The sequence below is a fragment of the Cupriavidus sp. HY129 genome (assembly GCF_059492215.1).
Map to the genome: position 1 here is coordinate 2,907,240 of NZ_CP083254.1, position 26,324 is coordinate 2,933,563.

Annotated in this window: 24 protein-coding genes; 9 read left to right on the plus strand and 15 right to left on the minus strand. The window is 64.2% G+C overall.

All coding sequences use genetic code 11. The annotated features are described in order from the left end of the window. Positions 1-53: 53 nt before the first annotated feature. Complete coding sequence (locus K6G35_RS13330; protein WP_035884656.1) at positions 54-743, plus strand: YggS family pyridoxal phosphate-dependent enzyme; 690 nt, start codon at positions 54-56, stop codon at positions 741-743. Positions 744-828: 85 nt separating this feature from the next. Continuing rightward, positions 829-1,650 carry a pyrroline-5-carboxylate reductase gene (gene proC, locus K6G35_RS13335; protein WP_035884655.1) on the plus strand — a complete coding sequence of 274 codons (822 nt, stop codon included), beginning with the start codon at positions 829-831 and terminating at the stop codon, positions 1,648-1,650. Positions 1,651-1,699: 49 nt separating this feature from the next. Here proC and ubiA read toward each other — a convergent pair whose 3' ends face one another. The 5 genes from ubiA to recG form a co-directional block, all read right to left on the minus strand. Then, complete coding sequence (gene ubiA / locus K6G35_RS13340) at positions 1,700-2,584, minus strand: 4-hydroxybenzoate octaprenyltransferase (protein ID WP_495675823.1); 885 nt, start codon at positions 2,582-2,584, stop codon at positions 1,700-1,702. Positions 2,585-2,698: 114 nt separating this feature from the next. Further along, on the minus strand, positions 2,699-3,184 hold the full coding sequence (locus K6G35_RS13345; RefSeq protein WP_495675824.1) for a Dps family protein: 486 nt from the start codon (positions 3,182-3,184) through the stop codon (positions 2,699-2,701). 85 nt (positions 3,185-3,269) lie between these two features. Beyond that, on the minus strand, positions 3,270-3,461 hold the full coding sequence (locus K6G35_RS13350; protein ID WP_008641929.1) for a hypothetical protein: 192 nt from the start codon (positions 3,459-3,461) through the stop codon (positions 3,270-3,272). A gap of 171 nt (positions 3,462-3,632) precedes the next feature. Beyond that, positions 3,633-4,589, minus strand: coding sequence for a LysR substrate-binding domain-containing protein (locus K6G35_RS13355; protein ID WP_008641927.1), 957 nt, complete (start codon positions 4,587-4,589; stop codon positions 3,633-3,635). A gap of 120 nt (positions 4,590-4,709) precedes the next feature. Further along, a complete protein-coding gene (gene recG, locus K6G35_RS13360) occupies positions 4,710-6,869 on the minus strand; it encodes an ATP-dependent DNA helicase RecG (RefSeq protein ID WP_495676351.1) in 2,160 nt (719 codons plus the stop codon). Between the two features lie 161 nt (positions 6,870-7,030). Here recG and queA point away from each other — a divergent pair, with 161 nt between their 5' ends. From queA to K6G35_RS13390, 6 genes are all read left to right on the plus strand, one after another. Continuing rightward, positions 7,031-8,092 (plus strand): tRNA preQ1(34) S-adenosylmethionine ribosyltransferase-isomerase QueA, encoded by a 1,062-nt coding sequence (queA, locus tag K6G35_RS13365; RefSeq protein WP_008641922.1) that lies wholly within the window; start codon positions 7,031-7,033, stop codon positions 8,090-8,092. 19 nt (positions 8,093-8,111) lie between these two features. Next, complete coding sequence (tgt, locus tag K6G35_RS13370) at positions 8,112-9,242, plus strand: tRNA guanosine(34) transglycosylase Tgt (RefSeq protein WP_008641921.1); 1,131 nt, start codon at positions 8,112-8,114, stop codon at positions 9,240-9,242. Between the two features lie 219 nt (positions 9,243-9,461). Then, a complete protein-coding gene (gene yajC / locus K6G35_RS13375; protein WP_008641919.1) occupies positions 9,462-9,788 on the plus strand; it encodes a preprotein translocase subunit YajC in 327 nt (108 codons plus the stop codon). A gap of 204 nt (positions 9,789-9,992) precedes the next feature. Continuing rightward, positions 9,993-11,858, plus strand: a complete 1,866-nt coding sequence (secD, locus tag K6G35_RS13380) for a protein translocase subunit SecD (protein WP_035884672.1) — start codon at positions 9,993-9,995, stop codon at positions 11,856-11,858. Between the two features lie 24 nt (positions 11,859-11,882). Continuing rightward, the gene (gene secF, locus K6G35_RS13385) at positions 11,883-12,857 is read left to right on the plus strand and encodes a protein translocase subunit SecF (RefSeq protein WP_008641917.1); all 975 of its coding nucleotides are present in this window, start codon (positions 11,883-11,885) and stop codon (positions 12,855-12,857) included. A gap of 289 nt (positions 12,858-13,146) precedes the next feature. Then, positions 13,147-14,397 (plus strand): CaiB/BaiF CoA transferase family protein, encoded by a 1,251-nt coding sequence (locus tag K6G35_RS13390; protein ID WP_186424756.1) that lies wholly within the window; start codon positions 13,147-13,149, stop codon positions 14,395-14,397. A gap of 272 nt (positions 14,398-14,669) precedes the next feature. Here the strand turns inward: K6G35_RS13390 and K6G35_RS13395 are convergent, their stop codons facing one another. The 8 genes from K6G35_RS13395 to purB form a co-directional block, all read right to left on the minus strand. Further along, entirely contained in the window at positions 14,670-15,668 is a 999-nt protein-coding gene (locus K6G35_RS13395; protein WP_186424755.1) for a response regulator, read from the minus strand. After that, positions 15,665-16,744, minus strand: a complete 1,080-nt coding sequence (locus K6G35_RS13400) for a hybrid sensor histidine kinase/response regulator (protein ID WP_234707110.1) — start codon at positions 16,742-16,744, stop codon at positions 15,665-15,667. Before K6G35_RS13400 ends, K6G35_RS13395 begins: the two co-directional genes overlap by 4 nt. Before the next feature lie 60 nt (positions 16,745-16,804). Further along, entirely contained in the window at positions 16,805-18,136 is a 1,332-nt protein-coding gene (locus K6G35_RS13405; RefSeq protein WP_495676352.1) for a sensor histidine kinase, read from the minus strand. Positions 18,137-18,164: 28 nt separating this feature from the next. Further along, positions 18,165-19,556 carry a class I SAM-dependent methyltransferase gene (locus K6G35_RS13410; protein WP_008641906.1) on the minus strand — a complete coding sequence of 464 codons (1,392 nt, stop codon included), beginning with the start codon at positions 19,554-19,556 and terminating at the stop codon, positions 18,165-18,167. A gap of 366 nt (positions 19,557-19,922) precedes the next feature. Beyond that, on the minus strand, positions 19,923-20,513 hold the full coding sequence (locus K6G35_RS13415) for a YceI family protein (protein WP_008641905.1): 591 nt from the start codon (positions 20,511-20,513) through the stop codon (positions 19,923-19,925). A gap of 97 nt (positions 20,514-20,610) precedes the next feature. After that, on the minus strand, positions 20,611-21,186 hold the full coding sequence (locus K6G35_RS13420; protein WP_008641904.1) for a YceI family protein: 576 nt from the start codon (positions 21,184-21,186) through the stop codon (positions 20,611-20,613). Between the two features lie 34 nt (positions 21,187-21,220). Beyond that, on the minus strand, positions 21,221-21,787 hold the full coding sequence (locus tag K6G35_RS13425) for a cytochrome b (protein ID WP_008641902.1): 567 nt from the start codon (positions 21,785-21,787) through the stop codon (positions 21,221-21,223). A 325-nt stretch (positions 21,788-22,112) separates the two neighbouring features. Next, positions 22,113-23,489 carry an adenylosuccinate lyase gene (purB, locus tag K6G35_RS13430; RefSeq protein ID WP_008641901.1) on the minus strand — a complete coding sequence of 459 codons (1,377 nt, stop codon included), beginning with the start codon at positions 23,487-23,489 and terminating at the stop codon, positions 22,113-22,115. 382 nt (positions 23,490-23,871) lie between these two features. On the opposite strand from purB, the gene K6G35_RS13435 reads away from it, so the two are divergent. Then, positions 23,872-24,486, plus strand: a complete 615-nt coding sequence (locus tag K6G35_RS13435) for a glutathione S-transferase (protein ID WP_495675825.1) — start codon at positions 23,872-23,874, stop codon at positions 24,484-24,486. 108 nt (positions 24,487-24,594) lie between these two features. On the opposite strand, the gene mnmA is transcribed toward K6G35_RS13435, so the two are convergent. Both mnmA and K6G35_RS13445 read right to left on the minus strand, forming a co-directional pair. Next, positions 24,595-25,674, minus strand: a complete 1,080-nt coding sequence (gene mnmA / locus K6G35_RS13440; RefSeq protein WP_017514257.1) for a tRNA 2-thiouridine(34) synthase MnmA — start codon at positions 25,672-25,674, stop codon at positions 24,595-24,597. Beyond that, complete coding sequence (locus K6G35_RS13445; protein WP_008641895.1) at positions 25,671-26,222, minus strand: NUDIX hydrolase; 552 nt, start codon at positions 26,220-26,222, stop codon at positions 25,671-25,673. The genes mnmA and K6G35_RS13445 overlap by 4 nt, the downstream gene beginning before the upstream one ends. Positions 26,223-26,324 lie beyond the last annotated feature (102 nt).

Genomic DNA, 26,324 nt, shown 5'->3' on the forward strand with positions numbered 1-26,324 from the left:
CCCACCCTAAAAGACTGCTTTTTGTTGTACTTCTTTGGTATGTTCGCCGGATTATGTCTGTAATCGCCGCCAACTTGCAAGCCGTGAAGAATGACATCGCGGCGGCTGCACAACAAGCCGACCGGGACCCTTCCGGGGTGACCCTGCTGGCCGTCTCCAAGACCGTCTCACCCGATCGTGTGCGCGAGGCCTTCGAGGCCGGACAGCCGGCGTTTGGCGAGAACTACGTGCAGGAAGGTCTGGACAAGATCGCCGCGCTGGGCGATCTGCGCAGCCGCATCGCGTGGCACTTCATCGGCCCGCTGCAAAGCAACAAGACCCGCCCCGTGGCGGAGCAATTCGACTGGGTCCACGCCATCGACCGCCTGAAGATCGCGGAGCGGCTGTCCGCGCAGCGGCCGGCGAATCTGGCGCCCCTGCAGGTCTGCATCCAGGTCAATATCAGCAACGAAGACACCAAGAGTGGCGTGCTTCCCGAGGAAGTGCTGCCGCTGGCGCGCGCCGTGGCCGCATTGCCGAACCTGCAATTGCGCGGCCTGATGGCGATTCCCGCGCCGGCAGCGGACCTGGCCGCCCAGCGCGTGCCATTTGCCGCGCTGCGCCGGTTGCTCGAGGAACTGCGACAGTCCGGACTGGATGTGGATACGCTCTCGATGGGGATGTCCGCCGACATGCCAGCTGCCATCGCCGAGGGCGCCACGATGGTACGGATCGGCACCGCGATATTCGGCGCACGAGGCTGACGGCGCCCTTCGCTTCACACCCTCCACGCTCAACAGATTCATCAACGCCAGCCGACATGCGTCGCGCCGGCAGACAGGAACCATGATGCTCGACTCCCTTACTTTCGGCTTCCTCGGCGGCGGCAATATGGCCTCGGCCCTGATCGGCGGCCTGGTAGCCCGTGGCGTGCCGGCCAACGCGATTCGCGTGGTCGATCCGTTCGAAGACGCCCGCCAACGCCTGGCCACGACGCTTGGCGTACAGACCCTGGCTGCGCCGGACGCCGCGTTTGGCGCCAGCAACGTGATCGTGCTGGCGGTCAAGCCGCAGCAGTTCAAGGACGCCGTGGGAGCCCTGGCGCCGCAGTTGAAGAACAGCCTGATCATCAGCGTGGCGGCTGGCATCCGGCTGCAGGACATGCAGCGCTGGCTGGGCACCAACCGCCTTGTCCGCGCGATGCCCAATACGCCCGCGCTAGCCGGCATGGGGATGACCGGACTGGCCGCCGCCCCGGGTCTGTCCGACAACGACCGCGCCATCGCCACGGCCGTGGCCGAGGCAGTTGGTCAGTGCGTGTGGGTCGAGGGCGACGACCAGATCGACGCCGTGACGGCGATTTCCGGCAGCGGGCCGGCGTACGTGTTCTATTTCGTCGAGGCGATGGAGCGCGCCGCCACCGAGATGGGCCTGTCCTCCGAGCAGGGTCGCAAGCTGGCCGTCGAAACGTTCCGCGGGGCCGCCGCGCTGGCTGCGGAGTCGACCGAACCAGTATCGACGCTGCGCGAGCGTGTCACGTCGAAAGGCGGCACGACGTATGCCGCGCTGACCTCGATGGACGCCAGCGGCATCCAGGACGCCTTCGTTCGCGCCATGCTGGCCGCCGCCGCGCGGGGCCGCGAGATGGGAGCGGAGTTCGGGAAGGACTAGGAAGCTGCTTCAGGCTTCCAAGAAAAAACCGGGGCCTGGCCCCGGTTTTTTACTTCAGCAGGTACACCACGAACGTCCCGGCGAACACGCAGGCACCCAGCCAGTTGTTGTGGCGGAAGGCCGCGAAACACTTCATGCGGTCGCGCTCGCGAATCAGCGTGTAGTGATAGCCCGCCATCCCCGCGGCTGCCACCAGGCCGACATAGTACGGCCAGCCCAGTCCGAGCAGCGATCCTGCCCAGGCCATCAAACCCAGGAAGGCGGCGTAGCAGATCATGATCGCGGCCACGTCGAACCGGCCAAACGTGATCGCCGACGTCTTCATGCCGAGCAGCAGGTCGTCATCGCGATCGACCATCGCGTATGCGGTGTCATAGGCAATCGCCCAGAACACGTTGGCCAGCAGCATCAGCCAGGCCACGAACGGCACCTGATCCTGGATCGCCGCGAAGGCCATCGGGATGCCGAAGCCGAATGCGATGCCCAGGTACGCTTGAGGGATCGCGAAAAACCGCTTGAAGAACGGATAGGTTCCCGCCAGAACGGCGGCCACCACGGCCAGCCATTTGGTCAGCGAATTCAAGGGCAGTATCAGCGCCAGCGCGATCAGCGCCAGCACAGCCGCCACGGCCAGCGCCTCCCAGCTGGCAATCAGCCCGGCGGTCAACGGCCGCTCCTTCGTGCGTTTCACGTGCTTGTCGAAATCGCGGTCGGCCCAGTCGTTCATGGCACAACCGGCCGAACGCATCAGGAACGTGCCGGCAAAGAAGATCCAGAACAGGGTCCATCCCGGCGGCCCGCCGGCGGCCATCCACATGGCCCAGAGCGTGGGCCATAGCAGCAGCAGTGTGCCGATCGGCTTGTCGATGCGAACCAGGCGCGCGTACAGCGCCAGACGGCTCGGGTGGGCGGGGGCGGTGGAGGGATGGGACATGGCGGCGTACTTCTGGCAAGACTCAAACAAAAACGCGCCGCGGCCAGTTGGGCCGTGACGCGTTGGCCCGGTTGCCGCAAGCGACGTGGCAACCGGTGACTGGCATGACGGGGATCAGGCCAGCAGCGAACGCAGCATCCACGCGGTCTTCTCGTGCGTCTGCATGCGCTGGGTCAGCAGGTCCGCCGACGGTTCGTCGCCAGCGGCATCGATCGCCGGGAACAGCGAGCGCGCGGTGCGCACCACGGCTTCCTGGCCTTCCACGAGCTTGCGGATCATGTCGGTGGCTTCGGGCACGCCCTCTTCCTCGGCGATCGAGGACAGCTTGGCGTATTCCTTGTAGGTGCCCGGGGCCGGATAGCCCAGTGCGCGGATACGCTCGGCGATTGCGTCCACGGCCAGCGCCAGCTCGTTGTACTGCGTCTCGAACATCAGATGCAGCGTGTTGAACATTGGACCCGTCACGTTCCAGTGGAAGTTGTGGGTCTTGAGGTAGAGGGTGTACGTATCGGCCAGCAGCTTGCAAAGGCCTTCCGCGATCTTCTTGCGGTCCTTGTCCGAGATACCGATGTTCACGCTCATCTCATTCTTCTTTGCCATGGTCGTTCAGCTCCATTTAGTTCAAGCCACGAGGATCGGCGCCCCAATGTGACGCGGGCGGACAGTGGCCATTATCGCACCAGGACTACGCTACAAGGGAAGAAAGCCCCCTTGCGGCATCGAGGAACATCGCCATCGCGCCGAGCGCGACGATTGCCATGCCGATTTCCTTGCGTACCACCTTGCGGCGCAGGCGAGAGGCTTCACCACGGCCAGCATCGCGCGCTTGTGCGCGGAGTTGGCGGAAGCCTGATACGAAAAGATTGAGCATTGCCATGATGTCACTCCGTAGTCCATCGCGTTTCTGGACGGGTTCCCGGGACCCGATGGAAGAAGTGTATTTGAAGGCTATTGATTCGGCTATTCGATAAATTTCATATATCGAATAGCCGGTACCTATGCTTGCGGAAGGGATATGCCCGGCGGTCGGGCCGGGATGGGATGGGATTCAGGCCGCGACGGCCTCGACCGTCTCCGTGTCGCCGAGCCTGCGCACGCCGGGCAGTTCGCACGCGGTCACCGCGTTGGCCAGCGCTTCCATCGCGGGAAGCCGGGTGAAGCTCTTGCGCCAGGCCAGCACCACGCGGCGGTCCGGCACGGGCTCGGCGAACGGCACGTAGGACAGCATGTCGTTGTGCGGCTTGAGATCGGGCACCGAGGTGCGCGGCAGCACGGTGATACCGACGCCGCTGGCCACCATATGGCGGATGGTCTCGAGCGACGAACCTTCGAACGTCTTCTGGATGCCATCGGCCGCCTGCGAGAAGCGCGACAGTTCCGGACACACGCTCAGCACGTGATCGCGGAAACAATGGCCGCTGCCGAGCAGCAGCATGGTCTGCTGCTTCAGTTCGTCCGGGTCCACCTTGGTCTGCTGGGAAAGCTGGTGTCCGCGCGGCACGGCCACCACGAACGGCTCGTCATACAGCGGACGCACCGTCAGGCCGGAGTCCGGGAACGGCTCGGCCATGATCGCGCAGTCGATTTCGCCCTGCTTGAGCAGTTCGATCAGCTTGTTCGTGTAGTTCTCCTGCAGCATCAGCGGCATCTGCGGCACGGTCTCGATCATCTGCTTGACCAGTGCCGGCAGCAGGTACGGCCCGATCGTGTAGATCACGCCCAAACGCAGCGGCCCGGCCAGCGGGTCCTTGCCCTGCTTGGCGATCTCACGAATCGCCATGGTCTGCTCAAGCACACGCTGCGCCTGCGCGACGATCTGCTCGCCGATGGCCGTCACCGACACCTCGGAGGTGCCCCGCTCGAAGATCTGCACGGTCAGCTCGTCCTCCAGCTTCTTGATGGCGACCGACAGGGTCGGCTGCGACACGAAGCAGGCCTCGGCAGCCCGGCCGAAATGGCGCTCGCGCGCCACGGCGACGATGTACTTGAGTTCGGTGAGCGTCATGATTAATCAATTCCGGTTAGGCGATAGATTTTAGCTTCGATTCCCGTCCTTGTCAGATCGACAGACAAAAGGAATTTATTCGCCACTTTCAGGCATCTCCAATATGGCGAAGGCACGACATCAGGCCTTCAGGAAGTGCTCCCGGCCACCCAGCCAGCGCGACAGATGCGCCTCCACCGCTTCCGGGTACCGCTCCAGCATCAGCTCGGCCGCCTCCTGGGCGTAGTCGACAAGCCAGGCATCGGTTTCGAGGTCGGCGAATCGCAGCATCGCTTCGCCCGACTGCCGAGCACCCAGGAATTCACCAGGGCCGCGAATCTGCAGGTCGCGCCGTGCGATCTCGAAGCCGTCGGTGGTTTCGCGCATCGTCGCCAGCCGCTCGCGCGCCGTGGGCGACAGCGGCGCCTGGTACATCAGCAGGCAGACCGACTCGGCGCTTCCCCGCCCCACACGCCCCCTTAACTGGTGGAGTTGCGCCAGCCCGAAACGTTCGGCGTGTTCGATCACCATCAGCGATGCATTGGGAACGTCGACGCCCACTTCGATCACGGTGGTGGCCACCAGCACCTGCAGCCGGTTGGCGGTGAAATCGTCCATCACGGCGGCCTTCTCGGCCGGTGGCAGCCGCCCGTGAACCAGCCCGACACGCAGATCTGGCAGCGCCGCAACCAGCGTTTCGTACGTCTCGACTGCCGTCTGGAGCTGCAGCGCCTCGCTTTCCTCGATCAGCGGACACACCCAGTAGACCTGGCGCCCTTCGGCGGCTGCATGGTGCACGCGTTCGATCACCTCGTCGCGGCGCGCGTCATTGACCAGCCGCGTCACGATTGGTGTTCGGCCGGGCGGCAATTCGTCGATCACCGACACATCGAGGTCGGCGTAGTAGGTCATCGCCAGCGTACGCGGGATCGGTGTGGCCGACATCATGAGCTGGTGTGGCACCACTTTTTCCTCCGCCGGACGCGCCGGCTCGCCCGGCTGCTCCACCTCCCCTGCCTTGCCGCGCAGCGCCAGCCGCTGGGCAACGCCGAAGCGATGCTGCTCGTCGACCACGGCCAGACCGAGCCGTGCGAACCGGACGGTGTCCTGGATCAGCGCATGGGTGCCGATCACGAGCTTCGCCTCGCCCGATTCGGCGCGCGCCACGGCCTCGCGCTTCTCCTTCGCCTTCAGACTGCCCGCCAACCAGACCACAGGCACGCCAAGCGGTTCGAGCCATGCGGACAGCTTGCGGAAATGCTGCTCGGCCAGGATTTCGGTCGGCGCCATCAACGCGGCCTGATAGCCGGCGTCGATCGCCTGGCACGCGGCCAGCGCGGCCACGATCGTCTTGCCGCTGCCCACGTCGCCCTGAAGCAGACGATGCATGGGGTGCGGACGGGTCATGTCGGCGGCGATTTCCTCGACCACCCGCTGCTGCGCGCCCGTCAGGCGGAACGGCAGCGCACCAAGGAAGCTGGTCAACAAGCCCCCCGCACGACGCGGCATCGACGGCGCGTTCTTCTCCTTGCGCGCGGCCTGCGAGCGGCGCAGCGAAATCTGTTGCGCGAGCAGTTCATCGAACTTGATCCGCACCCACGCCGGATGCGAGCGATCGGCCAGCGCGGCCTCGCTTTCCTGCTGTGGCGGGTTGTGCAGCAGGCGCAGGCAATCGATCAGCGGCGGCAGCTTCAACTGCGCCAACGGCCCGCGCAGCACCGCCTGGGGCAGGGTTTCCGGCATCGGCGTGCGCTGCATCGCCCCGCCGATGGCCTTGCGCAGGTAGGCCTGCGAAATCCCGGCGGTGGCCGGATAGACCGGCGTCAGGCGGTCCGGCAACGGCTCGCCCGGCGCCACCGCCCGCACGGTTGGATGGACCATCTCGGCGCCGAAGAAGCCGCCGCGAATCTCGCCGCGCACGCGCAGGCGCGTGCCTTCGGCCATCTGCTTGGTCTGGCTGCCGTAGAAATTGAGGAAACGCAGCGTCAGTTCGCCGGTTTCATCGGCCACCTTCACCACAAGCTGGCGGCGCGGGCGGAACGTCACCTCGTTCGAGATCACTTCGCCCTCGATCTGCGCTGGCAGGCCAATGCCCGCGCGGTGGATCGCGTCCCGGATCGGCTCGAGCGTGGTTTCGTCCTCGTAGCGGAGCGGCAGGTGCAGCACCAGGTCGACGCTGCGTCGCAGGCCGAGCTTGGCCAGCCGCGCCGCGGCCGTAGACGGCTTGGCATCGGCAGCCTTGGCGGGTTTCCTGGCGGCGGAGGCGGGTTCGTCGATCGGTTCGGTGGCGGAGCCTGGCATCAGCGCGGGAATATGGGCGGCAACATGGGCAAGCAGGCGAAGCCTGGCGCCCAAGCCTTACAATGTCGGATTCGCCGATTTTACCCATGCCGTACCGATCACCGCGGTAGCACGCTCACAAAGCTTGCCGCCGTGCACGGTTTTGGCCGTTGTATCCAGCCATGTTGACCCTGTCCGATTTCGATTTTCCGCTGCCGCCCGAACTGATCGCGCAGTCCGCCCTGCCTGACCGCAGCGCCAGCCGCCTGCTGGTGGTGGAGCGGACCGCCCCGGAGGACACCGCCGAGGCGGTGCGGCTGGTCGACCGCGCCTTCAGCGACATCCTTGAATACCTGAATCCGGACGACCTGCTCGTGTTCAACGACACGCGCGTGATCAAGGCCCGTTTTTTCGGCCACAAGCCGAGCGGCGGCCGGATCGAAGTGCTGGTGGAACGGGTGGTCGATACCCACACGGTGCTGGCCCAGGTGCGCGCGTCGAAGACGCCTGCCGAGGGCAGCCTGCTGCACCTGGCGGATGACGCCTTCGCAGTGACCGTGGGCCCCCGCGTCGACCAGTTCTTCACCCTGCGCTTTCCCGAGCCCGCGCTCGACCTGATCGAACGTTTCGGCCGCCTGCCGCTGCCGCCGTACATTACGCACGACCCCGACGCCTACGACGAAACGCGCTACCAGACCGTCTACGCGCGCAACCCGGGCGCCGTGGCCGCGCCCACCGCCGGATTGCACTTCGACGACGCCCTGTTCGCCCGGCTGGACGCCGCCGGCATCCGCCGCGCCTTCCTGACGCTGCACGTTGGCGCGGGCACGTTCCAGCCCGTGCGTACCGAAAACCTGTCCGAGCACAAGATGCATTCGGAGTGGTATGCCATCTCGCCCGAACTGGCGGATGCCGTGCGCGAAACCCGCGCGCGTGGCGGACGCGTGATCGCCGTCGGCACCACGTCGCTGCGCGCGCTGGAATCGGCCGCCGCCGAAGATGGCACGCTGGAGGCGGGCAGCGGCGATACCGACATCTTTATCACGCCCGGCTACGCCTTCCGCATCGTCGACGCGCTGATTACCAACTTCCATCTGCCCAAGTCCACGCTGCTGATGCTGGTCTCCGCGCTGGCCGGCGTGGAGGCGATTCGCGACGCCTACCGCCATGCCGTGGACGCGCGCTACCGTTTCTTCAGCTACGGCGACGCCATGCTGCTCACCCGCCGCGACCGCCGCGACTGACCGCCCCCGAGAACACACCATGCTCAATTTCGAACTGCTGACCACTGATGGCAACGCCCGCCGTGGCCGCGTCACGCTGAACCACGGCGTCGTGGAAACGCCGATCTTCATGCCCGTGGGCACCTACGGGTCGGTCAAGGCGATGTCGCCGCTCGAACTCAACGAGATCGGCGCACAAATCATCCTTGGCAATACGTTCCACCTGTGGCTGCGTCCGGGGCTCGACGTCGTTGACACCCACGCCGGCCTGCACAAGTTCATCGGCTGGGACAAGCCGATCCTGACCGATTCGGGCGGATTTCAGGTGTTTTCGCTGGGAGAATTGCGCAAGATCACCGAGGAAGGTGTCACGTTCGCATCGCCGGTCAATGGCGACAAGCTGTTCCTGTCGCCCGAGATCTCGATGCAGATCCAGCGCACGCTGAACTCGGACATCGTGATGCAGTTCGACGAGTGCACGCCATACGAGATCGACGGCCGTCCCGCCACACACGACGAGGCCGCCCGCTCCATGCGGATGAGCCTGCGCTGGGCCAAGCGTTCGCGCGACGAGTTCGACCATCTGGCCAATCCCAACGCGCTGTTCGGCATCGTTCAGGGCGGCATGTTCGAGGACCTGCGCGACGAATCACTGGCGGGCCTGTCGGAGCTGGACTTCCATGGTTACGCGATCGGCGGCCTGTCGGTTGGTGAGCCGAAGGAAGACATGATGCGAGTGCTGGAGCACGTGGGTCCCCGCTTGCCGGCGCACAAACCGCACTATCTGATGGGCGTTGGCACACCCGAGGACCTGGTGGCCGGCGTGGCGCACGGCGTCGACATGTTCGACTGCGTGATGCCGACCCGCAACGCCCGCAACGGCTGGCTGTTCACGCGCTTCGGTGACGTGAAGATCCGCAACGCGGCGCACCGCAACGACCCGCGCCCGCTGGACGAACAGTGCGGCTGCTACACCTGCCGCAACTTCTCCCGGGCCTACCTGCACCACCTGCACCGTGTGGGCGAGATCCTTGGTGCGCGCCTGAACACGATCCACAACCTCTATTACTACCTGGAACTGATGCGCGAGATGCGCACGGCCATCGAGGAGCACCGCTTCGAGGCATTCCGCCGCCAGTTCGCCGAAAATCGCGCGCGCGGCACACGCTGAGTGTCTCTCTGGCCAGGCCGGCTGAGAACTTTCGGCGCGGCCAAGGTCGAATAGCTGGCCTGAAATCGGCCGCTTCGGGGTGGCTTTCCGCATCCTCCGCAAAGTACGCGGAACGCACCCCGAACAAACCCGCAATTCGCCCTAGAATGCCAAGGCGGGACAATGACCGGGTGATAGAATGCCCGATTCCCTGAATGAACTTTGTGACGGAGAAGTAACGTGTTTATCTCTAACGCTTTTGCCCAGACTGCTGGTATCGGCGGCGGCGCCGGTGGCCTGATGAGCTTTCTGCCGATCATCCTGATGTTCGCGGTGCTGTGGTTCATCATGATCCGCCCGCAGATGAAGCGCCAGAAGGAAGCCAAGGCGATGATGGAAGCGCTGGCCAAGAACGACGAAGTCGTGACGGCAGGCGGCATCCTGGGCCGTGTCACCAAGGTCAACGAGAACTATGTGACCCTGGAAGTGGCCGAAGGTACGGAAATCACCGTGCAGAAGAATGCGGTGACCAATGTGCTGCCGAAGGGCTCGCTGAAGTCGCTCTGATCCGGCACGTTTTCCGCCTGAATCAGGCATGGACGTGGCGCGCGACGCCTCCGACCATGCCCTGCGCAGCCGCCTGAATCCGCACAGGGGTCCCGTCCGGACCCTCCTACGGGTTGCCAGGCGGCTGTTTGCCAACCGGTCCGGCCGATCCGGCGCGCGATGCGCGCGATTATCGACCACGCCAACCGCAATGACTGGCCAACGATGAATCGTTATCCGATTTGGAAATACATCGTGATTCTGGTGGCTCTGGCCATCGGCATCACCTACACCCTGCCGAACTTCTTCGGCGAGGCGCCCGCCGTCCAGGTATCGTCGGCCAAGGCCACGGTCAAGGTCGACCTGTCCATGCAGAAGCATGTCGAGGAGATCCTGGCGCAGAACCAGTTGCAGCCTGATGGGGTGTTCTTCGACGTGTCCGGCCAGTCCGGCTCGGTCAAGGCGCGCTTCCGCACCACTGACGAGCAGCTCAAGGCCAAGGACGTGCTGTCGCGCTCGCTGAATCCCGACGCGAACGATGCGACCTACGTCGTGGCGCTGAACCTGTTGTCCGGTTCGCCGCACTGGCTGACCGCGCTGCACGCGCTGCCCATGTACCTGGGTCTGGATCTGCGCGGTGGCGTGCACTTCCTGCTGCAGGTGGACATGAAGGGCGCCGTCGACAAGAAGCTCGACAGCCTGGCCGGCGATGCGCGCACGCTGCTGCGCGACAAGAACATCCGCCACGGCGGCATTGACCGTGACGGCGAGCGCCTGACGGTGCGCTTCAGCAATGGCGACGACGCGGAACGCGCGCGCGGCATCCTGGCCGACAACCTGCGCGAGCTGGCCTTCACGATGGACGGCACGAACATCGTCGGCACGTTCACGGAAGCCGCCCGCAAGACCGTCCAGGACGGCGCCGTCAAGCAGAACATCACCACCCTGCACAATCGTGTGAACGAACTTGGCGTGGCAGAGCCGGTGATCCAGCAGCAAGGCTCCGACCGCATTGTGGTGCAGTTGCCGGGCGTGCAGGACACCGCCAAGGCCAAGGACATCATCGGCCGTACCGCCACGCTTGAGGCGCGCCTGGCTGATCCGGATGTGCGCAACCCGCGCCCGGGTGACCCGGTGCCGTTCGGCGACGAGCTGTTCACGCAAGGCAACAGTGCCCCGGTGCTGCTGCGCAAGCAGGTGATCTTCACCGGCGACCGCATCGAAAGCGCCTCGGCCGGTTTCGACCAGAACCAGCGCCCGTCCGTCAACATCAAGCTCGATGCCCAGGGCGGCCGCATGCTGCGTGACGTGTCGCGTGAGAACATTGGCAAGCCGATGGGCATCGTCCTGTTCGAAAAGGGCAAGGGCGAAGTGCTGACCGTGGCGACGATCCAGTCCGAGCTTGGCTCGAGCTTCCAGATCACCGGTTCTTACTCGACCGAAGCCGCCAACGACCTGGCCCTGCTGCTGCGCGCCGGCTCGCTGGCCGCCCCGATGGAAATCATCGAGGAGCGCACAATCGGCCCGTCGCTGGGTGCGGACAACATCCAGAAGGGCTTTGACTCGGTGGCCTACGGCTTCGCCGCAATCGCCGTCTTCATGGTGCTGTACTACATGCTGTTCGGCGTGTTCTCCGTGATCGCGCTGGGCGTGAACCTGCTGCTGCTGGTGGCGGTGCTGTCGATGCTGCAGGCCACGCTGACGCTACCTGGCATCGCCGCTATCGCGCTGGTGCTCGGCATGGCCATCGACGCGAACGTGCTGATCAACGAGCGGATCCGCGAGGAACTGCGCGCGGGCGCATCACCGCAGATGTCGATCGCCATTGGCTTTGAGCGTGCCTGGGCCACGATTCTCGACTCGAACGTGACCACGCTGATCGCTGGCCTGGCGCTGCTGGCCTTTGGCTCGGGCCCGGTGCGCGGCTTTGCCGTGGTGCACTGCCTGGGCATCCTGACCTCGATGTTCTCGGCGGTGTTCTTCAACCGCGGCCTGGTCAACCTTTGGTACGGCCGCAAGAAGAAGCTCCAGGGCCTGGCCATCGGTCAGATCTGGAAGCCGGACACCACCGACACCCCGGTCGCCAAGTAAGCCAGGACACATCAGGAACCCATCATGGAATTTTTCCGCATCAAGCGCGACATTCCGTTCATGAAGCACGCGTTGATCTTCAACGTGGTGTCCTTCCTGACGTTTGCCGCCGCTGTTTTCTTCCTCTGGCACAAGGGCCTGCACCTGTCGATCGAGTTCACCGGCGGCACGGTGATGGAGGTCAACTACCAGCAGGCCGTCGATCTCGAGAAGGTTCGTGGCCAGGTCAGCAAGCTCGGCTACTCCGATGTACAGGTGCAGAACTTCGGCACCTCGCGCGATGTGATGATCCGTCTGCCGCTCCAGAAGGGGCCGGACGGCAAGCAGGTGACCTCTGCGCAGCAGAGCGAGCAGGTCATGGGCGCGCTGACGGCGGCCTCGCCTGACGTCAAGCTGCAGCGCGTGGAGTTCGTCGGCCCGCAGGTGGGCAAGGAACTGGCCACGGACGGCCTGTTGGCGCTGCTATGCGTGGTGGCCGGTATCGTGATCTACCTGTCGTTCCGCTTCGAATGGAAGTTCGCGGTCGCCGGTATCATCGCCAACCTGCACGACGTGGTGATCATCCTGGGCTTCTTCGCCTTCTTCCAGTGGGAGTTCTCGCTCTCGGTGCTGGCGGCGATCCTGGCGGTGCTGGGCTACTCCGTGAACGAGTCCGTGGTGATTTTCGACCGGATCCGCGAAGCCTTCCGCAAGTACCGCAAGATGTCCACGCATGAAGTCATCGACCACGCGATCACCAGCACGATGTCGCGGACCATCATCACTCACGGCTCGACCGAAATGATGGTGCTGTCGATGTTCTTCTTCGGCGGCCCGACGCTGCACTACTTCGCCCTGGCCCTGACGGTGGGTATTCTGTTTGGTATCTACTCGTCGGTGTTCGTGGCCGCGGCGCTGGCGATGTGGCTCGGCGTGAAACGCGAAGACCTCGTCAAGGGCGACAAGAAAGGCGGCGACGCAACCGACCGCAATGACCCGAACTTCGGCGCGCAAGCTTGACGCGGCGCTTGGGTTGAAAGAAAAAGGCACCTTCGGGTGCCTTTTTCGTTTGGCGAGAAATCCGGGACCGCCAGACCCATCAGTACCCTTGGCTGAAAGCGCTGCGCGGGGTAACGAATACGCCAGCAAACCCGCCCTTGGTTTAAGCACTGTCAAGCCAAATTGGACATTGCGTCAATGACCATTGTGATTGTTCTAATTATTTATGCGGGCAAGAATGTCCGATTAACCACAAGCAGATGACCGCCACATCACGGCATGCGTGAATGGCGGAGGCAGGAGACAAGCCATGCAGCAGACCATTGAACCATCCAAGGACACCGAACTGCCTCTCGACGGCGTGCGGGTACTTGACCTGTCCCGCGTCTTCGCAGGTCCGTTGTGCGGGCAAGTCCTGGCCGATTTCGGTGCCGAGGTGGTCAAGGTGGAACATCCCGGCCGTGGCGATGACACCCGTGATTGGGGGATGCGCATCGGCAAGACGGAGACAACCTACTACAACAGCATGAACCGCAACAAGCGGTCCATCACGCTGGATCTGCAGAGCAAGGAAGGCGTGCAGATCGTCTACGAATTGCTGCCGAAGTTCGACGTCGTCATCCACAACTTCAAGACGGGCGGCGCCGAGAAGCTGGGCCTGGGCTACGAGCAGCTCAAGGCCATCAAGCCCGATCTCATCTACTGCGCCATTTCTGGATACGACACCAGCGGCCCGGAAGCGAAACGCCCCGGCTACGACCTCGTCATCCAGGGCGAGGCCGGCCTCATGGCGCTCAATGGCGAGGCCGATCAGCCGCCGCTGAAATTCGGCGTCGCGGTCGTCGACCTCATGACCGGCATGTATGCGGCGCAAGCCGTACTGGCCGCCCTCTTCCGCCGCGAGCGAAAGGGCCTTGGCCAGCTGATCGAGATGGCGCTGTACGACTGCGGCGTGATGGTGACGGGCTACTACGGCCTGGATGCCATGCTGCTGGGGCGCGACCCGGCACGCTATGGGAACGCCCATCCGTCCATCGTGCCCTATGGCATGTTCGAGGCTGCCGATGGTCCTCTGATCATCGCGGTCGGAAACAACAACCAGTTCGACAAGTTCTGCCGCCAGGTCATCGAGCGCCCCGATATCGTCGAGGATCCGCGCTACGCCACGAACGTCGAGCGCGCGAAGAACCGCGTCACTCTGACACCGCTGATCACAGGTCTGATCCATGAGTTTCCCCGCGACCTTCTGCTGGAACGCATGACCGCTTGCGGCATCCCGTGCGGCAGGGTGGCTGGGCTGCACGAGGCACTGACCAGCGAACGGACTCGCAGGGGTGGGCTGCTGCGTGAGATGCCGCATCCGGTGGCAGGCACGACGCATGTGTTTGCGCCGCCGTACCGTCTGGACGGAAAGCGCCCGCCGATTCGCAATGCACCGCCGACGCTTGGCGAGGGCACGCGCGCGGTATTGCAGAGTCTTCTGAATATGAGTGACGCGCAACTGCAGGAGCTGCAGGCGCTCGGCGTTCTCACGCTGCCCGAGGCACCTGCCAACTCCTGAGTCTTCTCCGCCCGCCGACATGGTCCGCGCAGGACCACCCGGCGAGGGGGACAGGCTTTGGAAGCCGTTTCAAGACGATTCCGGCGTCGTTGCGGGGCCTTGCCGTACTACTTGTACCTTCTGCGGCCCCGCGCCTAGCCAGAACCGCTTCGCTTCATCTTGAAACGGCGTCTTGGCTAGAGACCTTCGATGACCGCGCCGGCCCGCGCGGCATCGGTTCAGGCCCCCTCTCCCGCGTTTGCGGAGAGGGAAGCCACTACGCTCACGTGCGCTTAGGCTTCCGTCAGCTGCTCGATCCACACGGCCAGCCGGTCCTTGGCAAACGACTCCGTCCGCGTTGTCGCGCGTGCCGTGATCGCGTCGCCTTCGCGCTGCAGTTGCAGCGCCCCACCAGCCTCTTCCAGCCACAGCAGCGCCGCCACCCATGCCGCGTGCTCGTCGGATACGGCATCGGCAACGGGCTTCGCCACGAACTCACCGAGCGCGTCCGGCGCAGACCAGGTGACGACATCGCCGTCACGGCGTACCGCTGCACCCAGCACTTCCGCCAGCACCGCCGTCGCGTCAGCAGCGCCACGACCAGCCAGGCGCGCGCGCAACTCCGCCAGCTTAGTGCCGACTGCATGGCCAAATACACCGCAGCGCTGGCTTTCCGCGCCGACCAGATCCGCATAGTCCAGACGCTGCCAGTCGGGCTCGGCATTGCGCGCACCCGCCAGCGATGTGCCAGCCAGATAGGTCTCCACCGGCTGGAAACGCCCCGGGCCGATCAGGCTGGCGCAGATCGCGTGGACCATGCCTACGCGCGTGGCCACGGTCTGCTTCTGCAGCACCATAAGCTTTTCACGCACCAGTTGATCACGCTCCCTGCGCAGGCCGGACAACTCCAGCGCCTGCTTCATCTCCATGCGCAGCGCGGTAATGTCCCACGGCTTCTTGATGTAGCGGTGGATCTGGCCCTGGTTCACGGCCTCGACGGTCTGGTCGAGTTCCGAGTACGCCGTGGTCAGAATCCGTACGATATGCGGATAGCGCTCGCGCGCGTAACGCAGCAGCTCGTTGCCATATTCGCCTGGCATGCGTTGGTCGGACACCAGCACGGCCAGGCTGTCGCCATGGGCGTCGAGCAACGCCTTGCCTTCTTCAACGGATCCCCCGGTTACCACCGGGGCAAGCTGGCCAATGGCGCGCTGGAAATACTTGACGGCCGTGGCCTCGTCATCGACGAACAGAATTGCCGGGGGTGCCTGCGTGGTATTCGGTTCGCTCATCGATCACTCCTGTTCATACGAGTCTTCATATTGGGGAAATCGAGGGTTACGGTGGTGCCTGCGCCCGAAGCCGAAGCGATCCGGATGCCGCCACCAAAAGATTGCATGACGCGGTTGCAGAAGATCATGCCCATCCCGCTGCCGCCCGCCGAGGCGTGCGTGGTGACGGGGTCGACGAGCAGACGATCCATCACCTCCGGCGGAATGCCGGGCCCGTTGTCCGCGATGCGGATTTCCGGACGATCTCCAGCCACCACGACAAAGCGCAGCGACGGGTTGTCCACATCGGCCAGCGCGCGCAGCGCATTGCTCATGACCGACGACAGCACCAGCGCCACGCAGTTCGGCAGCGTTGGCACGGGAAAATCGTCGTGCAACTCGACTTGCACCCAGTTACGTTGGTTATCGGCAAAGGGATAGCTATCCAGCAGGGATGCCACCAATGCCCCCGCACTGACGTCATTGCCTGGACCCGGCTTCGGCTTGGCACCGCCCGCGCTGCTGCGCACGGACTGCAGGAACGACGACAGCACCGCAAGGCAGTACTGGGCGTTGTCATGCATGGCACCGGCCGCGCGGCCGATCTCGGCATTGCGCTGCTGGTTGTACTCGCCAGCCACGCGCGCCTCGATCCCGCGCGCGAAGTTGGCAATCGCCGCCAGCGGCGTATTCAGTTCATGGGCCAGAAAGGCCAGCGTCTCGTCGATCGCCATCAGCCGTTGCTGACGCACCGCGCGCTCGCGATAGCGCTCTCCGGCCAGGCGCAGCACCTCGCGCACGTCGGTCACGGTGATCGGCTTCTCGAGAATCTTGAAGACTTCGCCGCTATTGACGGTCTCGAGCAGCATGTCCTTGTCGGCATAGGCCGTGACCAGTATCCGCACGATCTGCGGATACTCCAGCGCCACCTGCCGCAGCAGGTCGCCACCATCGCGGCCCGGCATCCGGTAGTCGGTGACCAGCACCGAGATCTTCGCCTGATGCTCCCGCAGGATGGCTATCGCCTCATCCGCGCCGGTGGCGGACAGCACCTCGTGTTCACTGCCGGCCGCGCGCGCGAAATACTTGCACGCCATCTCCTCGTCATCGACGTAGAGAATGGTCGCGCGCGGCTGGCTCGTATCGGTCGTCACGGCTTACTCCGCACGCGGCAGGTCGAAGCTGAAGGCGGCCCACTGGCCCACCTCGCTCTCGGCATACAGCACGCCGCCGTGACGTTCGATCACGGCGTAGCTGATCGACAGGCCAAGGCCCAGTCCCTGGCCCACTTCCCGTGTGGTGAAGAACGGTTCGAACACGCGGGCGAGATGCTCTTGCGCAATGCCAGGACCGTTGTCGCGCACGGTCACGCGCAGGCGTTTGCCCTCCCACCGCACCGTCGTATGGATCGCCGGATTCTGCGTGCCCGCCTTGCGCATCGCCAGCGCAGCGTTCGAGAACAGGTTGATCAGCACGCCGATGATCGCGGCCTCGTCGCCAAGGACGAGCGTATCGTCTGGCATCTCGCGCGTCATCTTGACTCCACGCAGTTCGTGCGCAGTCAGCCGTTGTGACGAATCAAGTGCCTTCTCGAACAGGAACGGCGTGCCTTCCACCTCGGCGCCCGGCTTGCGGTAGGCGAATGTCTTGAGGTCCGAGACGATATGCTGGATGCGCTGCATACCCTGCTTGGCATCGACCAGACACTCCTGGATGCCCGGTTCGGACTTCGCGGCCGGCTCCTCCATGGCCACTTCGATCGCCATCAGGCAGAAGTTGACCGGATTGTTCACCTCGTGCAGCAGGCCGGCCGCCAACGTGCCGATGGCCGCCATCTTCTCCTGCTGAAGCATCTGGCCCTTGATGTCGACCAGCTTGCGATTGATGACCTCGAGCTCCGCGTTCTTGTCCGCCACCTCGGCCTTCAGGCGGAACAGCATGAAGCGCGCGCGTTCATTGAAGAACGTGTACACGCCACTCGCTGCCGCGGCAAACAGCAGGAACAGCGAGTTGACGATGAACGTCCCCACGGGCTCGATGCCGCCCGGGTGCAGCAGGCACGCGGCGGCATAAAGCACATACGACAGGATGCCGAACACCAAGTTTTGCCACAGCCCGAACGGCAAGGCGATGCCCGAGGCGAAGATCGCGAGATTCAGCCCGACGTAGTACGGCGATTCGACGCCTTCGGTCTGCGAGATCATCCAGGCGATCATGATCTGCGGCAGCAGCAGCCACGTCATGGTGAGCCACGGCGCGAAACGGCGGCCAGCCTGGCTGTAGAGAGCGACCACCACGCCCGCGATCAGCAGCGAAACGACGATGCGCGCCGCAGCGAATGGCACTTGCCACTGCGGATACTGGCCGTAGTCGAGCCCAACCCCGAGCAGCACCAGCACGATAGCCGTGTACGCGCCGCCCCGGCTGAATGCCAGGCGGAAATCGGCCAGTTCGGACTGGTATCCGGCGTATAGCTGGTTCGAACTCATCGCCTTCGCCGGTTGGGCGGCCGAATCCTCAACGGATAGCGGCTTCGGCGAAGACATTGACGCCGGTTTCATCGACATAGAGTCGGTGGGCATGCGAGTTCTCCGGCAACAGCGAAGCCATACCGGCCTCGTCGCGATAGATCAGGTACCACTCCAGCAGATGCTCCATCCCGAACTTCTCGGGGTTGTCGGAGTGGACGTTGGTGACGAGCAGATGACCGCCCGGCCTCGTGCGCGAGGCGAAGTACGACAGCAGGCGCGAGCAGACCTTGTCGGAGAGATAGTCGAACAGGCCGGCGCAATACACCGCGTCGAATTCGCGCACGCTCGGGTCGTCCGCAGTGATGCGACGCTTGAGCAGGTCGTGCACGGACTGGTGCACCATCTCGACCGATACCTTGTGCCCGGCCGACGCGGCGGACCGTTCGATCGAACCCCGCGTGTACTCGAGCGTCTCCGCGCTGAAGTCCACGAGCTGGAACGACAGCAGCTCCGGATTCGCATACTCCCGCACGAAGCGCTGGATCTCGAACGCGGGGCCGCAGCCGACGTTGAGCACGCGGAACGGGCGGCCCTCGGCACGTGCGCGTTCGGCCTGGCGCGTCAGGAAATCGACCAGCAGGTCGATCCGGTTGCGGTGCGCGGTGGCCACGGCCGCCTTCAGGAACGCCGTGTTGACGATCTGGAAGTAAGTGGTGGGCCCCTGCTGCGGATCGCTGAGGATCTGGTTCACCATTTCATAATCGCCGGCATAACCGAGCGGCTTGGTGAACGTGCGATAGACGAACGGCGCGCGCAGCAGCAGCGGGTGCAGCGCGGCCTGCGCATAGGTGCGGTGGACCGGCGCCAGTTCGGGATCGACGCGCTGCGCCTCGTCCTCGAGCCAGTCCAGATAGACCTTCACCTTGCCCATCAGCGGCGTGGCCAGTTCGTAGAACACGTCCTCGCGCAGGCGTCCTTCCCGCTTCGGCAGCGACTCGGTCAGGTCCACCTGTTCGACCCATCGGGAGACTTCCGAGAGATACGCGCGCATCTCGTTGACCACGATCTGGTAGTCGCGCCGGATGTTGAAACGTGTGTCCCAATCCTGCACGAACAGCTCAGCCTCGCGCGCCACCGATTTGGGCGCATCGTTGACGTCGGTGAGCTCGCGCCACTCGTCGATCAGCGTCAGGGACACCACCGCGGTCAGGCCGGTATTCACCAGACTCATGACCACGGCCTTGCCCAGGTACGCATTTTTCGCGCCCATGCGCACGCTCAGTTCGCTCAATACCTCGCTGACCTGAACGATGGAATAGGGATTGTAGATTTCCATCACCAGCGACTTGCGCTGGAGATTGATGATCGTGCCCCGCACCTGCTCGCCCTGCGAGTTGCGGAAGCTAACTACCGGATCGATTTGGGTTTTGGAGTACACGGTATCGCGCCAGGGGAAATCCGAAAAACGCTGCGCACCGTGGCGCCAATGGGCACCGGCCGGGTACAGCTCAGGCAAGGGGCCTTGCGGCGGACAACCAACTCAGGGAATGCAGCCAATGCTCATAGCGATGCGCGTGACCTGTTGCGGGGACGGGCTCGAGCGGCGCAGGCCGATGCGAACGCCGTCCCGGGGGTGGGACTGCGGCGAACCATTGTACTGTGGCTGCCCGAAACCGTACAACTGTGCACCTGCGGTAATTGAGTAGGGTATGCAATCCCCAAAAAAAATGAGCCAGCACACGGCTGGCTCATTCAGATGGGGCCGGAAATGTCCCCTTGTACGTTCATCGCTACTGCAGCAGGCTCAGTCCGCCTTGACCGCTTCGACCTGGATGGCAAGCTTCACGTCCTGCTTGAAGCCGTACTTGACGCCGTAGTCGATGCCGAAATCGGCGCGGTTGATCTGGGCCACGGCATCGGCGCCGCAGGCTTCACGCTTGAGCATCGGGTGCTGCATGCACTTGAACTCGCGGATTTCCAGCTTGACCGGCTTCGACACGCCGTGCAGCGTCAGCACGCCGTCGACTTCGGTCGGGACGTCGCCCTTGAACTTGGAGAACTTGCCCTTGTACGTGGCTTCCGGGAAGGCCTGCACGTCGAACATTTCGGGGCCCTTTGCGTGCTCGTTGAGCTTGCCGTTGCCGAAATCGATCGACGACGCGTCGATCTTGATATCCACGGTGCCCGTCTTGCCGGCACGGTCCAGCGTCACGACGCCCGACGACTTCTCGAACTTGCCGCGCCACGTCGACAAACCGCCCATATGATCAGCCTCGAAGCTCGGGTAGGTGTGGGTCGGATCGATGTTGTACGTCGACGCATTGGCCAGTGCGGAACCGGCGGCGAGCGTGGCGGAAGCAGCCGCGACAGCGGCGAAAAGGGTGCGCATCTTCATATAAGGTCTCCCGTCTGGGGGTTGGATAGGAAGGTCTGATGAAACCGGAAAAAGGATGACTTCAGGTGAACCGGGCGGTCCGGGGACCGCTGGCGCCTCACCCCTTCTTGACCGGGGTAACGATACGGAACTTGATCTGCACGTCGTCGGCTACCACGGAAGTGTCTTTCCATTCGCCGTCGCCGATGTTGAACACGGTGCGCTTGATCGGCAGCACGCCTTCGAAGACCTGGCCGCCGGCGTCCTGCTTGTACGAGGCCGGCACCACCACGTCCACGGTCTTGCCCTTGATGGTCAGCTTGCCGGCAACGTCATACTTGCCCGCTGCGCCGGCCTTGATGCTGGTGGACTGGAACACGGCCTTCGGAAATTTCGCAGCATCGAACCATTCGCGGCCCTTGACCTCCTTGGTCGTTTCCGCGTCGCCGATCTCGAAGCTCGACACGTCGATCTCGACCTTGGCCGCCGACGTTGCCAGCTTGGCGGGATCGAAGTCGACCGTGGCGTCGAACTTCTTGAACTTGCCTTCCATCGGCACGCCGATCTGGCGAGCGGTTGCGGTGACCGAGCTCTTGGCGGTGTCGATCTGGGCCCAGCCGATATTGGCGGCCAGTCCGGCGGTGACCAGTGCGGCCGACACGAGCATCACGCCAGGGCGAGACATGCGTTTCATCTTTGACTCCAGTGCGAATAGATGGATCAAGCGGTTAGCGCAGGAACGGGATCATGCGTCCGAGCGTGCCATCGCGGTCGATCAGCTGGTGCTTGATCGCGGCGGCTGCGTGGACGACGACGATCGCCGCCATCAGGTAATTCAGCCAGATATGGGCAAATTTCAGAATCGGCTTGAGCGTGTCGCTGGCCTCGATCAGCGGCGGCAGCTTCCACAGGCCCAGGTACACCACGGGCACGCCCGCCGAAGAGCTGTAGAGATAGCCCGTAATCGGCACGATCAGGATCAGCAGGTACAGCAAATGATGCGCGCCAGCAGCAGCCTTGGCCTGCCAGGCCGGCGTGCCGGGCGCCACGGGCGGCGCGGCATGGGTGGCGCGCCAGATCACGCGCAGCACAGCCACGACGAAGATCGTCACGCCGATCCATTTGTGCCACGAGAACAACTTCAGCTTGGTCGGCGTCAGGCCGGGAATCCCGGTCATGTAGAGGCCCAGGCCGAACGCGGCGAAGATGCCGAAGGCGATCAGCCAGTGCAGACCGATGGCGGTGGCTGTGTATCCGGCGGGCCGGCCGGCCGGAATGGAGCCTTTGGAACTCATGTCTATCAATCCCTTCGTTGATGCATTCGTTGTGCGCGCGACGTGAATGTTGCAGATCCGGCCAGTCCCGTCGCAGCGAATCCTCGCATTATTGGGGCCCGCCCATAAGCTGGGAACGGCCGAACTTCATTAAGTTGTTCAAATCATTTGAAGCGACCAGATGTCGCACCCGCCGCAATGCCGGTGATCGTAACCCGTCATCCGGGTCACATGTGCCGGCAATTGACCGCACAGTGGTAATTACTGCCCCAACCCTGACGGCTGACAAGAACAAAAAGGGCTGGCACCAGGCCAGCCCTTTTTGTTTCTTAACGCGTCTCAGGCGTCAGATGCGATTCGCCAGTTCCACGGCGCGGCCGATGTAGCTGGCGGGCGTCATCGCCAACAGCAGCGCCTTGGCATCGTCAGGAATCGCCAGACCCTGCACGAACGTCTGGAGCGCCTCGCGCGAGATGCCCTTGCCGCGGGTCAGCTCCTTCAGTTGCTCGTACGGATTGGGCACGCCAAAGCGGCGCATCACGGTCTGCACCGGCTCCGCCAGCACTTCCCAGCAGTTGTCGAGGTCTTCGTTGAGGCGTTCGGGGTTGGTTTCCAGCTTGCCCAGGCCGCGCAGGCAGGCCTCGTAAGCCAGCAGGCTGTAACCGAACGCCACGCCCATGTTGCGCAGCACGGTCGAATCGGTCAGGTCACGCTGCCAGCGGGACACGGGCAGCTTCTCGGACAGGTGGCGCAGCACGGCGTTGGCCAGGCCGACATTGCCCTCCGAGTTCTCGAAGTCGATCGGGTTGACCTTGTGCGGCATGGTCGACGAGCCGATCTCGCCAGCCTTGGTCTTCTGCTTGAAGTAGCCCACCGAGATATAGCCCCAGACGTCGCGGTTCAGGTCCAGCAGGATCGTGTTGGCGCGAGCGACGGCATCGAACAGCTCGGCCATGTAGTCGTGCGGTTCGATCTGGATCGTGTACGGGTTGAACGTCAGGCCCAGGCGCGTCTCGATCACCTGCTTCGAGAACGACTCCCAGTCGAACGTCGGATAGGCGGACAGGTGTGCGTTGTAGTTGCCGACGGCGCCGTTCATCTTGCCGAGCAGTTCCACCCGTTCCACACGCTCGATGGCGCGGGCCAGACGCGCGGCCACGTTGGCCATTTCCTTGCCGAGCGTGGTCGGGCTGGCCGGCTGGCCGTGCGTACGCGACAGCATCGGCTGGGCGGCGTTCAGCTTCGCCAGTTCGACCAGACGCGCGTGCACGCGCTTGAGCGCCGGCACGATCACGCCGTCGCGGGCGCCCTTGAGCATCATGCCGTGCGACGTGTTGTTGATGTCTTCCGACGTGCAGGCGAAGTGAATGAACTCGCTGGCGGCCTCGAGCTCCGCGTTGCCCTTGACCTGCTCCTTGAGCCAGTACTCGACGGCCTTCACGTCGTGGTTCGTGACGGCTTCGATTTCCTTGATCCGGGCGGCGTCGGCCTCGGTGAAATTCTCCACCAGCGACAGCAGCTTTGCCTCCGATGCGGCCGAGAACTTCGGCACGTCCGGCAGGCCGGCCTGGGCCAGCGCGATCAGCCAGTTGACCTCCACCTTGACGCGGTTGCGCATGAAGGCCGCCTCGGACAGCCACTCGCGCAATGCATCGGCCTTGGCGGCATAGCGGCCATCGATGGGAGACAGGGCGGTAAGCGGCGAAAGGGAAGACGTGGACATGCTGGCAACCAGAAGTAAGGGAGGTATGGGCGCGTTCCGCACATGGCGGGTGCGGGGGCGAGGCACGTGCGAAGCGATCAATGCGCCGCACGGCGCGATTTGTGCGATCACCGGGCAACGTTGGTGTGCACGGGCCGCGAAAAGCGTAACGCGCGATTTTATCATCGGACCATGGCGCTGTGCTGCACGCCATGACCAATGCCCCGTGATCCGTGCGCCAGGCCGCATTGGTGGCGCATCCGGCGCCCGGCGCGGGTATACTCGCGCTCGCTCATCCATTAGCCTGTTATGAAGTGCATCGGGCAAGCGGCCCGTCTGCCAGCGTGGAAATCCGCCTGCCAAGGAGCGCCGATGCACTTCATAACAAGCTCAAGGGGAGAACATGAAGCTGTATGCGTCCCAAACCAGTCCGTACGCGCGCAAAGTGCGCGTGGTGCTGGCGGAGAAGAAAATTGACTACGAGATGATCGAGGAGAACGTCTGGTCGCCAGACACCACGATCGGTCGGTTCAATCCGCTCGGCAAGGTGCCCTGCCTGGTCATGGAGGACGGCGGCGCGGTCTTCGATTCGCGCGTGATCGCCGAGTATGCCGACACGCTCTCGCCGGTCAGCCGCCTGATTCCGCAGGGCGGTCGCGAGCGGCTGGAAGTCCGCTGCTGGGAAGCCCTGGCCGATGGCCTGCTGGACGCCGCCCTGCTGGCGCGCCTGGAAGTCACGCAGCGCAAGGAAAGCGAACGCAGCGAAAGCTGGGTACAGCGCCAGCGCAGCAAGATCGACGCCGCGCTGACGGCGATGTCGACCGGCCTGGCCGACAAGACCTGGTGCACCGGCACCCACTACACGCTGGCCGACGTGGCGGTTGGCTGCGCGCTGGCCTACCTGGACTTCCGTTTCCCGGACATCGCATGGCGCGACCGCCATCCGAATCTGGTGGCGTTCCAGGAGAAGATCGAAAAGCGCCAGTCGTTTATCGACACCGAGCCGCCGCGAGGCTGATCGCTCACACGCGGCTGTCTGCGTGTGATCTTGCACGGCGCTTCACACTGGGTGTGAAGCGCCGTGTTGCATTCAGGTGCCGCCCAATCTGCCGGCACCCTTCCCGCCTTACTGGATAATCCCGCCACCCAGGCAGACATCCCCGTCATACAGCACGGCCGACTGCCCCGGCGTCACCGCCCACTGCGGCTCCGCGAACGAAAGCTTCAACGCATCGCCTTCGGCTGCCACCACTGTGCAAGGGGCATCGCTCTGCCGATACCGCGTCTTGGCGGCCATCGTGGCACCCGCCGCTGGCGGCCCGCCGGCCACCCACGACAGATCCGCAGCGTTCAGTTCCGACGTCAGCAGCCACGGATGGTCGTGGCCCTGCACCACGTAGAGCGTGTTGCTGGCCATGTCCTTGCGCGCCACGTACCAGGCATCGCCACTACCATCACGGCTGCCGCCCAGGCCGATGCCCTTGCGCTGGCCCAGCGTGTAGAACGCCAGGCCGATGTGTTCGCCCACCACCTTGCCTTCGGGTGTCTTCATCGGGCCCGGTTGGGTCGGCAGATAGCGGTTCAGGAAGTCGCGGAATGGACGTTCACCGATAAAGCAGATACCGGTGGAGTCCTTCTTCTTCGCGTTCGGCAGGCCGATTTCCGCGGCGATTTCGCGCACGCGTGTCTTCGGGATCTCGCCTAGCGGGAACAGCGTGCGCGAGAGCTGTGCCTGGTTCAGGCGGTGCAGGAAGTAGCTCTGGTCCTTGGTGTGATCGAACGCCTTGAGCAATTCGAACTTGCCGTTGGCCGCCTGCCGCACGCGCGCGTAGTGGCCCGTGGCGATCGTATCGGCGCCCAGCGACATCGCGTGATCGAGGAAGGCCTTGAACTTGATCTCGGCGTTGCACAGCACGTCCGGATTCGGCGTGCGGCCGGCAGAGTATTCGCGCAGGAAATCGGCGAACACGCGGTCCTTGTACTCCGCGGCGAAGTTGACGGCTTCCACGTCCACGCCGATCACGTCGGCCACGGACGCCACGTCGAGCCAGTCCTGGCGCGTCGAGCAGTATTCGCTGTCGTCATCGTCTTCCCAGTTCTTCATGAACAAGCCGATGACTTCATAACCCTGCTGCTTCAGCAACCATGCGGTGACCGACGAATCGACGCCACCGGACAAGCCCACCACCACGCGCTTGCCGCTCATGATGCCGCTCCTGCCTGCGCCGGCGGATTCGTCGGCGCGGCGGTGTCGCCCGGCGCGATCGACGCGGCCACGGTGCTCGGATGCGTATGGATCATGTCGAGCGCGAAACGCTTGCCGGCCAGATAGTCGTCGACGCAAGCCATCAGCAGCGGCGAGCGATGGCGCTCGGGGCAGCCACGCAGTTCCTCGGCGGTCATCCACACGGTACGGACGATGCCGGTATCCAGCTGGCGCCCGGCGTCGAGTGTGCCGATATCGCCGGTAAAGGCGAAGCGGATATAGGTGGTGTCGCCCTGGTCGCGCGACGAACGGCCGCGGCTCGTGTAGACGCCCAGCAGCGCGCGCGGTTCGAACGAATGCGCGGTTTCCTCGAGCGTTTCGCGCACGACGGCGCGAATCAGGCTCTCGCCCGCTTCCAGATGGCCGGCGGGCTGGTTCAGACGCAGACCATCCGCGGTTTCCTCTTCCACCAGCAGGAAGCGGCCACCCCGTTCGATAACGGCGGCTACCGTGACGCTGGCATTCCAATCACGTGACATGGTGCACATTTTTTAAGCAATCCGGCATTTTACCGGTTGCCGTGCGAACGTGCATCGCGCGATGGTTCTTTCGGGCCACCTCGGCCCAGGCGTCTGCCAGTTTCCCCCGCA

Excerpts from the sequence above, each read along its gene's own strand:
- K6G35_RS13330 (WP_035884656.1), top strand. The coding sequence starts at position 54 with ATGTCTGTAATCGCCGCCAACTTGCAAGCCGTGAAGAATGACATCGCG.
- proC (WP_035884655.1), top strand. The coding sequence starts at position 829 with ATGCTCGACTCCCTTACTTTCGGCTTCCTCGGCGGCGGCAATATGGCC.
- ubiA (WP_495675823.1), bottom strand. The coding sequence starts at position 2,584 with ATGTCCCATCCCTCCACCGCCCCCGCCCACCCGAGCCGTCTGGCGCTG.
- K6G35_RS13345 (WP_495675824.1), bottom strand. The coding sequence starts at position 3,184 with ATGGCAAAGAAGAATGAGATGAGCGTGAACATCGGTATCTCGGACAAG.
- K6G35_RS13350 (WP_008641929.1), bottom strand. The coding sequence starts at position 3,461 with ATGGCAATGCTCAATCTTTTCGTATCAGGCTTCCGCCAACTCCGCGCA.
- K6G35_RS13355 (WP_008641927.1), bottom strand. The coding sequence starts at position 4,589 with ATGACGCTCACCGAACTCAAGTACATCGTCGCCGTGGCGCGCGAGCGC.
- recG (WP_495676351.1), bottom strand. The coding sequence starts at position 6,869 with ATGCCAGGCTCCGCCACCGAACCGATCGACGAACCCGCCTCCGCCGCC.
- queA (WP_008641922.1), top strand. The coding sequence starts at position 7,031 with ATGTTGACCCTGTCCGATTTCGATTTTCCGCTGCCGCCCGAACTGATC.
- tgt (WP_008641921.1), top strand. The coding sequence starts at position 8,112 with ATGCTCAATTTCGAACTGCTGACCACTGATGGCAACGCCCGCCGTGGC.
- secD (WP_035884672.1), top strand. The coding sequence starts at position 9,993 with ATGAATCGTTATCCGATTTGGAAATACATCGTGATTCTGGTGGCTCTG.
- secF (WP_008641917.1), top strand. The coding sequence starts at position 11,883 with ATGGAATTTTTCCGCATCAAGCGCGACATTCCGTTCATGAAGCACGCG.
- K6G35_RS13390 (WP_186424756.1), top strand. The coding sequence starts at position 13,147 with ATGCAGCAGACCATTGAACCATCCAAGGACACCGAACTGCCTCTCGAC.
- K6G35_RS13395 (WP_186424755.1), bottom strand. The coding sequence starts at position 15,668 with ATGAGCGAACCGAATACCACGCAGGCACCCCCGGCAATTCTGTTCGTC.
- K6G35_RS13400 (WP_234707110.1), bottom strand. The coding sequence starts at position 16,744 with ATGGCGTGCAAGTATTTCGCGCGCGCGGCCGGCAGTGAACACGAGGTG.
- K6G35_RS13405 (WP_495676352.1), bottom strand. The coding sequence starts at position 18,136 with ATGAGTTCGAACCAGCTATACGCCGGATACCAGTCCGAACTGGCCGAT.
- K6G35_RS13415 (WP_008641905.1), bottom strand. The coding sequence starts at position 20,513 with ATGAAGATGCGCACCCTTTTCGCCGCTGTCGCGGCTGCTTCCGCCACG.
- K6G35_RS13420 (WP_008641904.1), bottom strand. The coding sequence starts at position 21,186 with ATGAAACGCATGTCTCGCCCTGGCGTGATGCTCGTGTCGGCCGCACTG.
- K6G35_RS13425 (WP_008641902.1), bottom strand. The coding sequence starts at position 21,787 with ATGAGTTCCAAAGGCTCCATTCCGGCCGGCCGGCCCGCCGGATACACA.
- purB (WP_008641901.1), bottom strand. The coding sequence starts at position 23,489 with ATGTCCACGTCTTCCCTTTCGCCGCTTACCGCCCTGTCTCCCATCGAT.
- K6G35_RS13435 (WP_495675825.1), top strand. The coding sequence starts at position 23,872 with ATGAAGCTGTATGCGTCCCAAACCAGTCCGTACGCGCGCAAAGTGCGC.
- mnmA (WP_017514257.1), bottom strand. The coding sequence starts at position 25,674 with ATGAGCGGCAAGCGCGTGGTGGTGGGCTTGTCCGGTGGCGTCGATTCG.
- K6G35_RS13445 (WP_008641895.1), bottom strand. The coding sequence starts at position 26,222 with ATGTGCACCATGTCACGTGATTGGAATGCCAGCGTCACGGTAGCCGCC.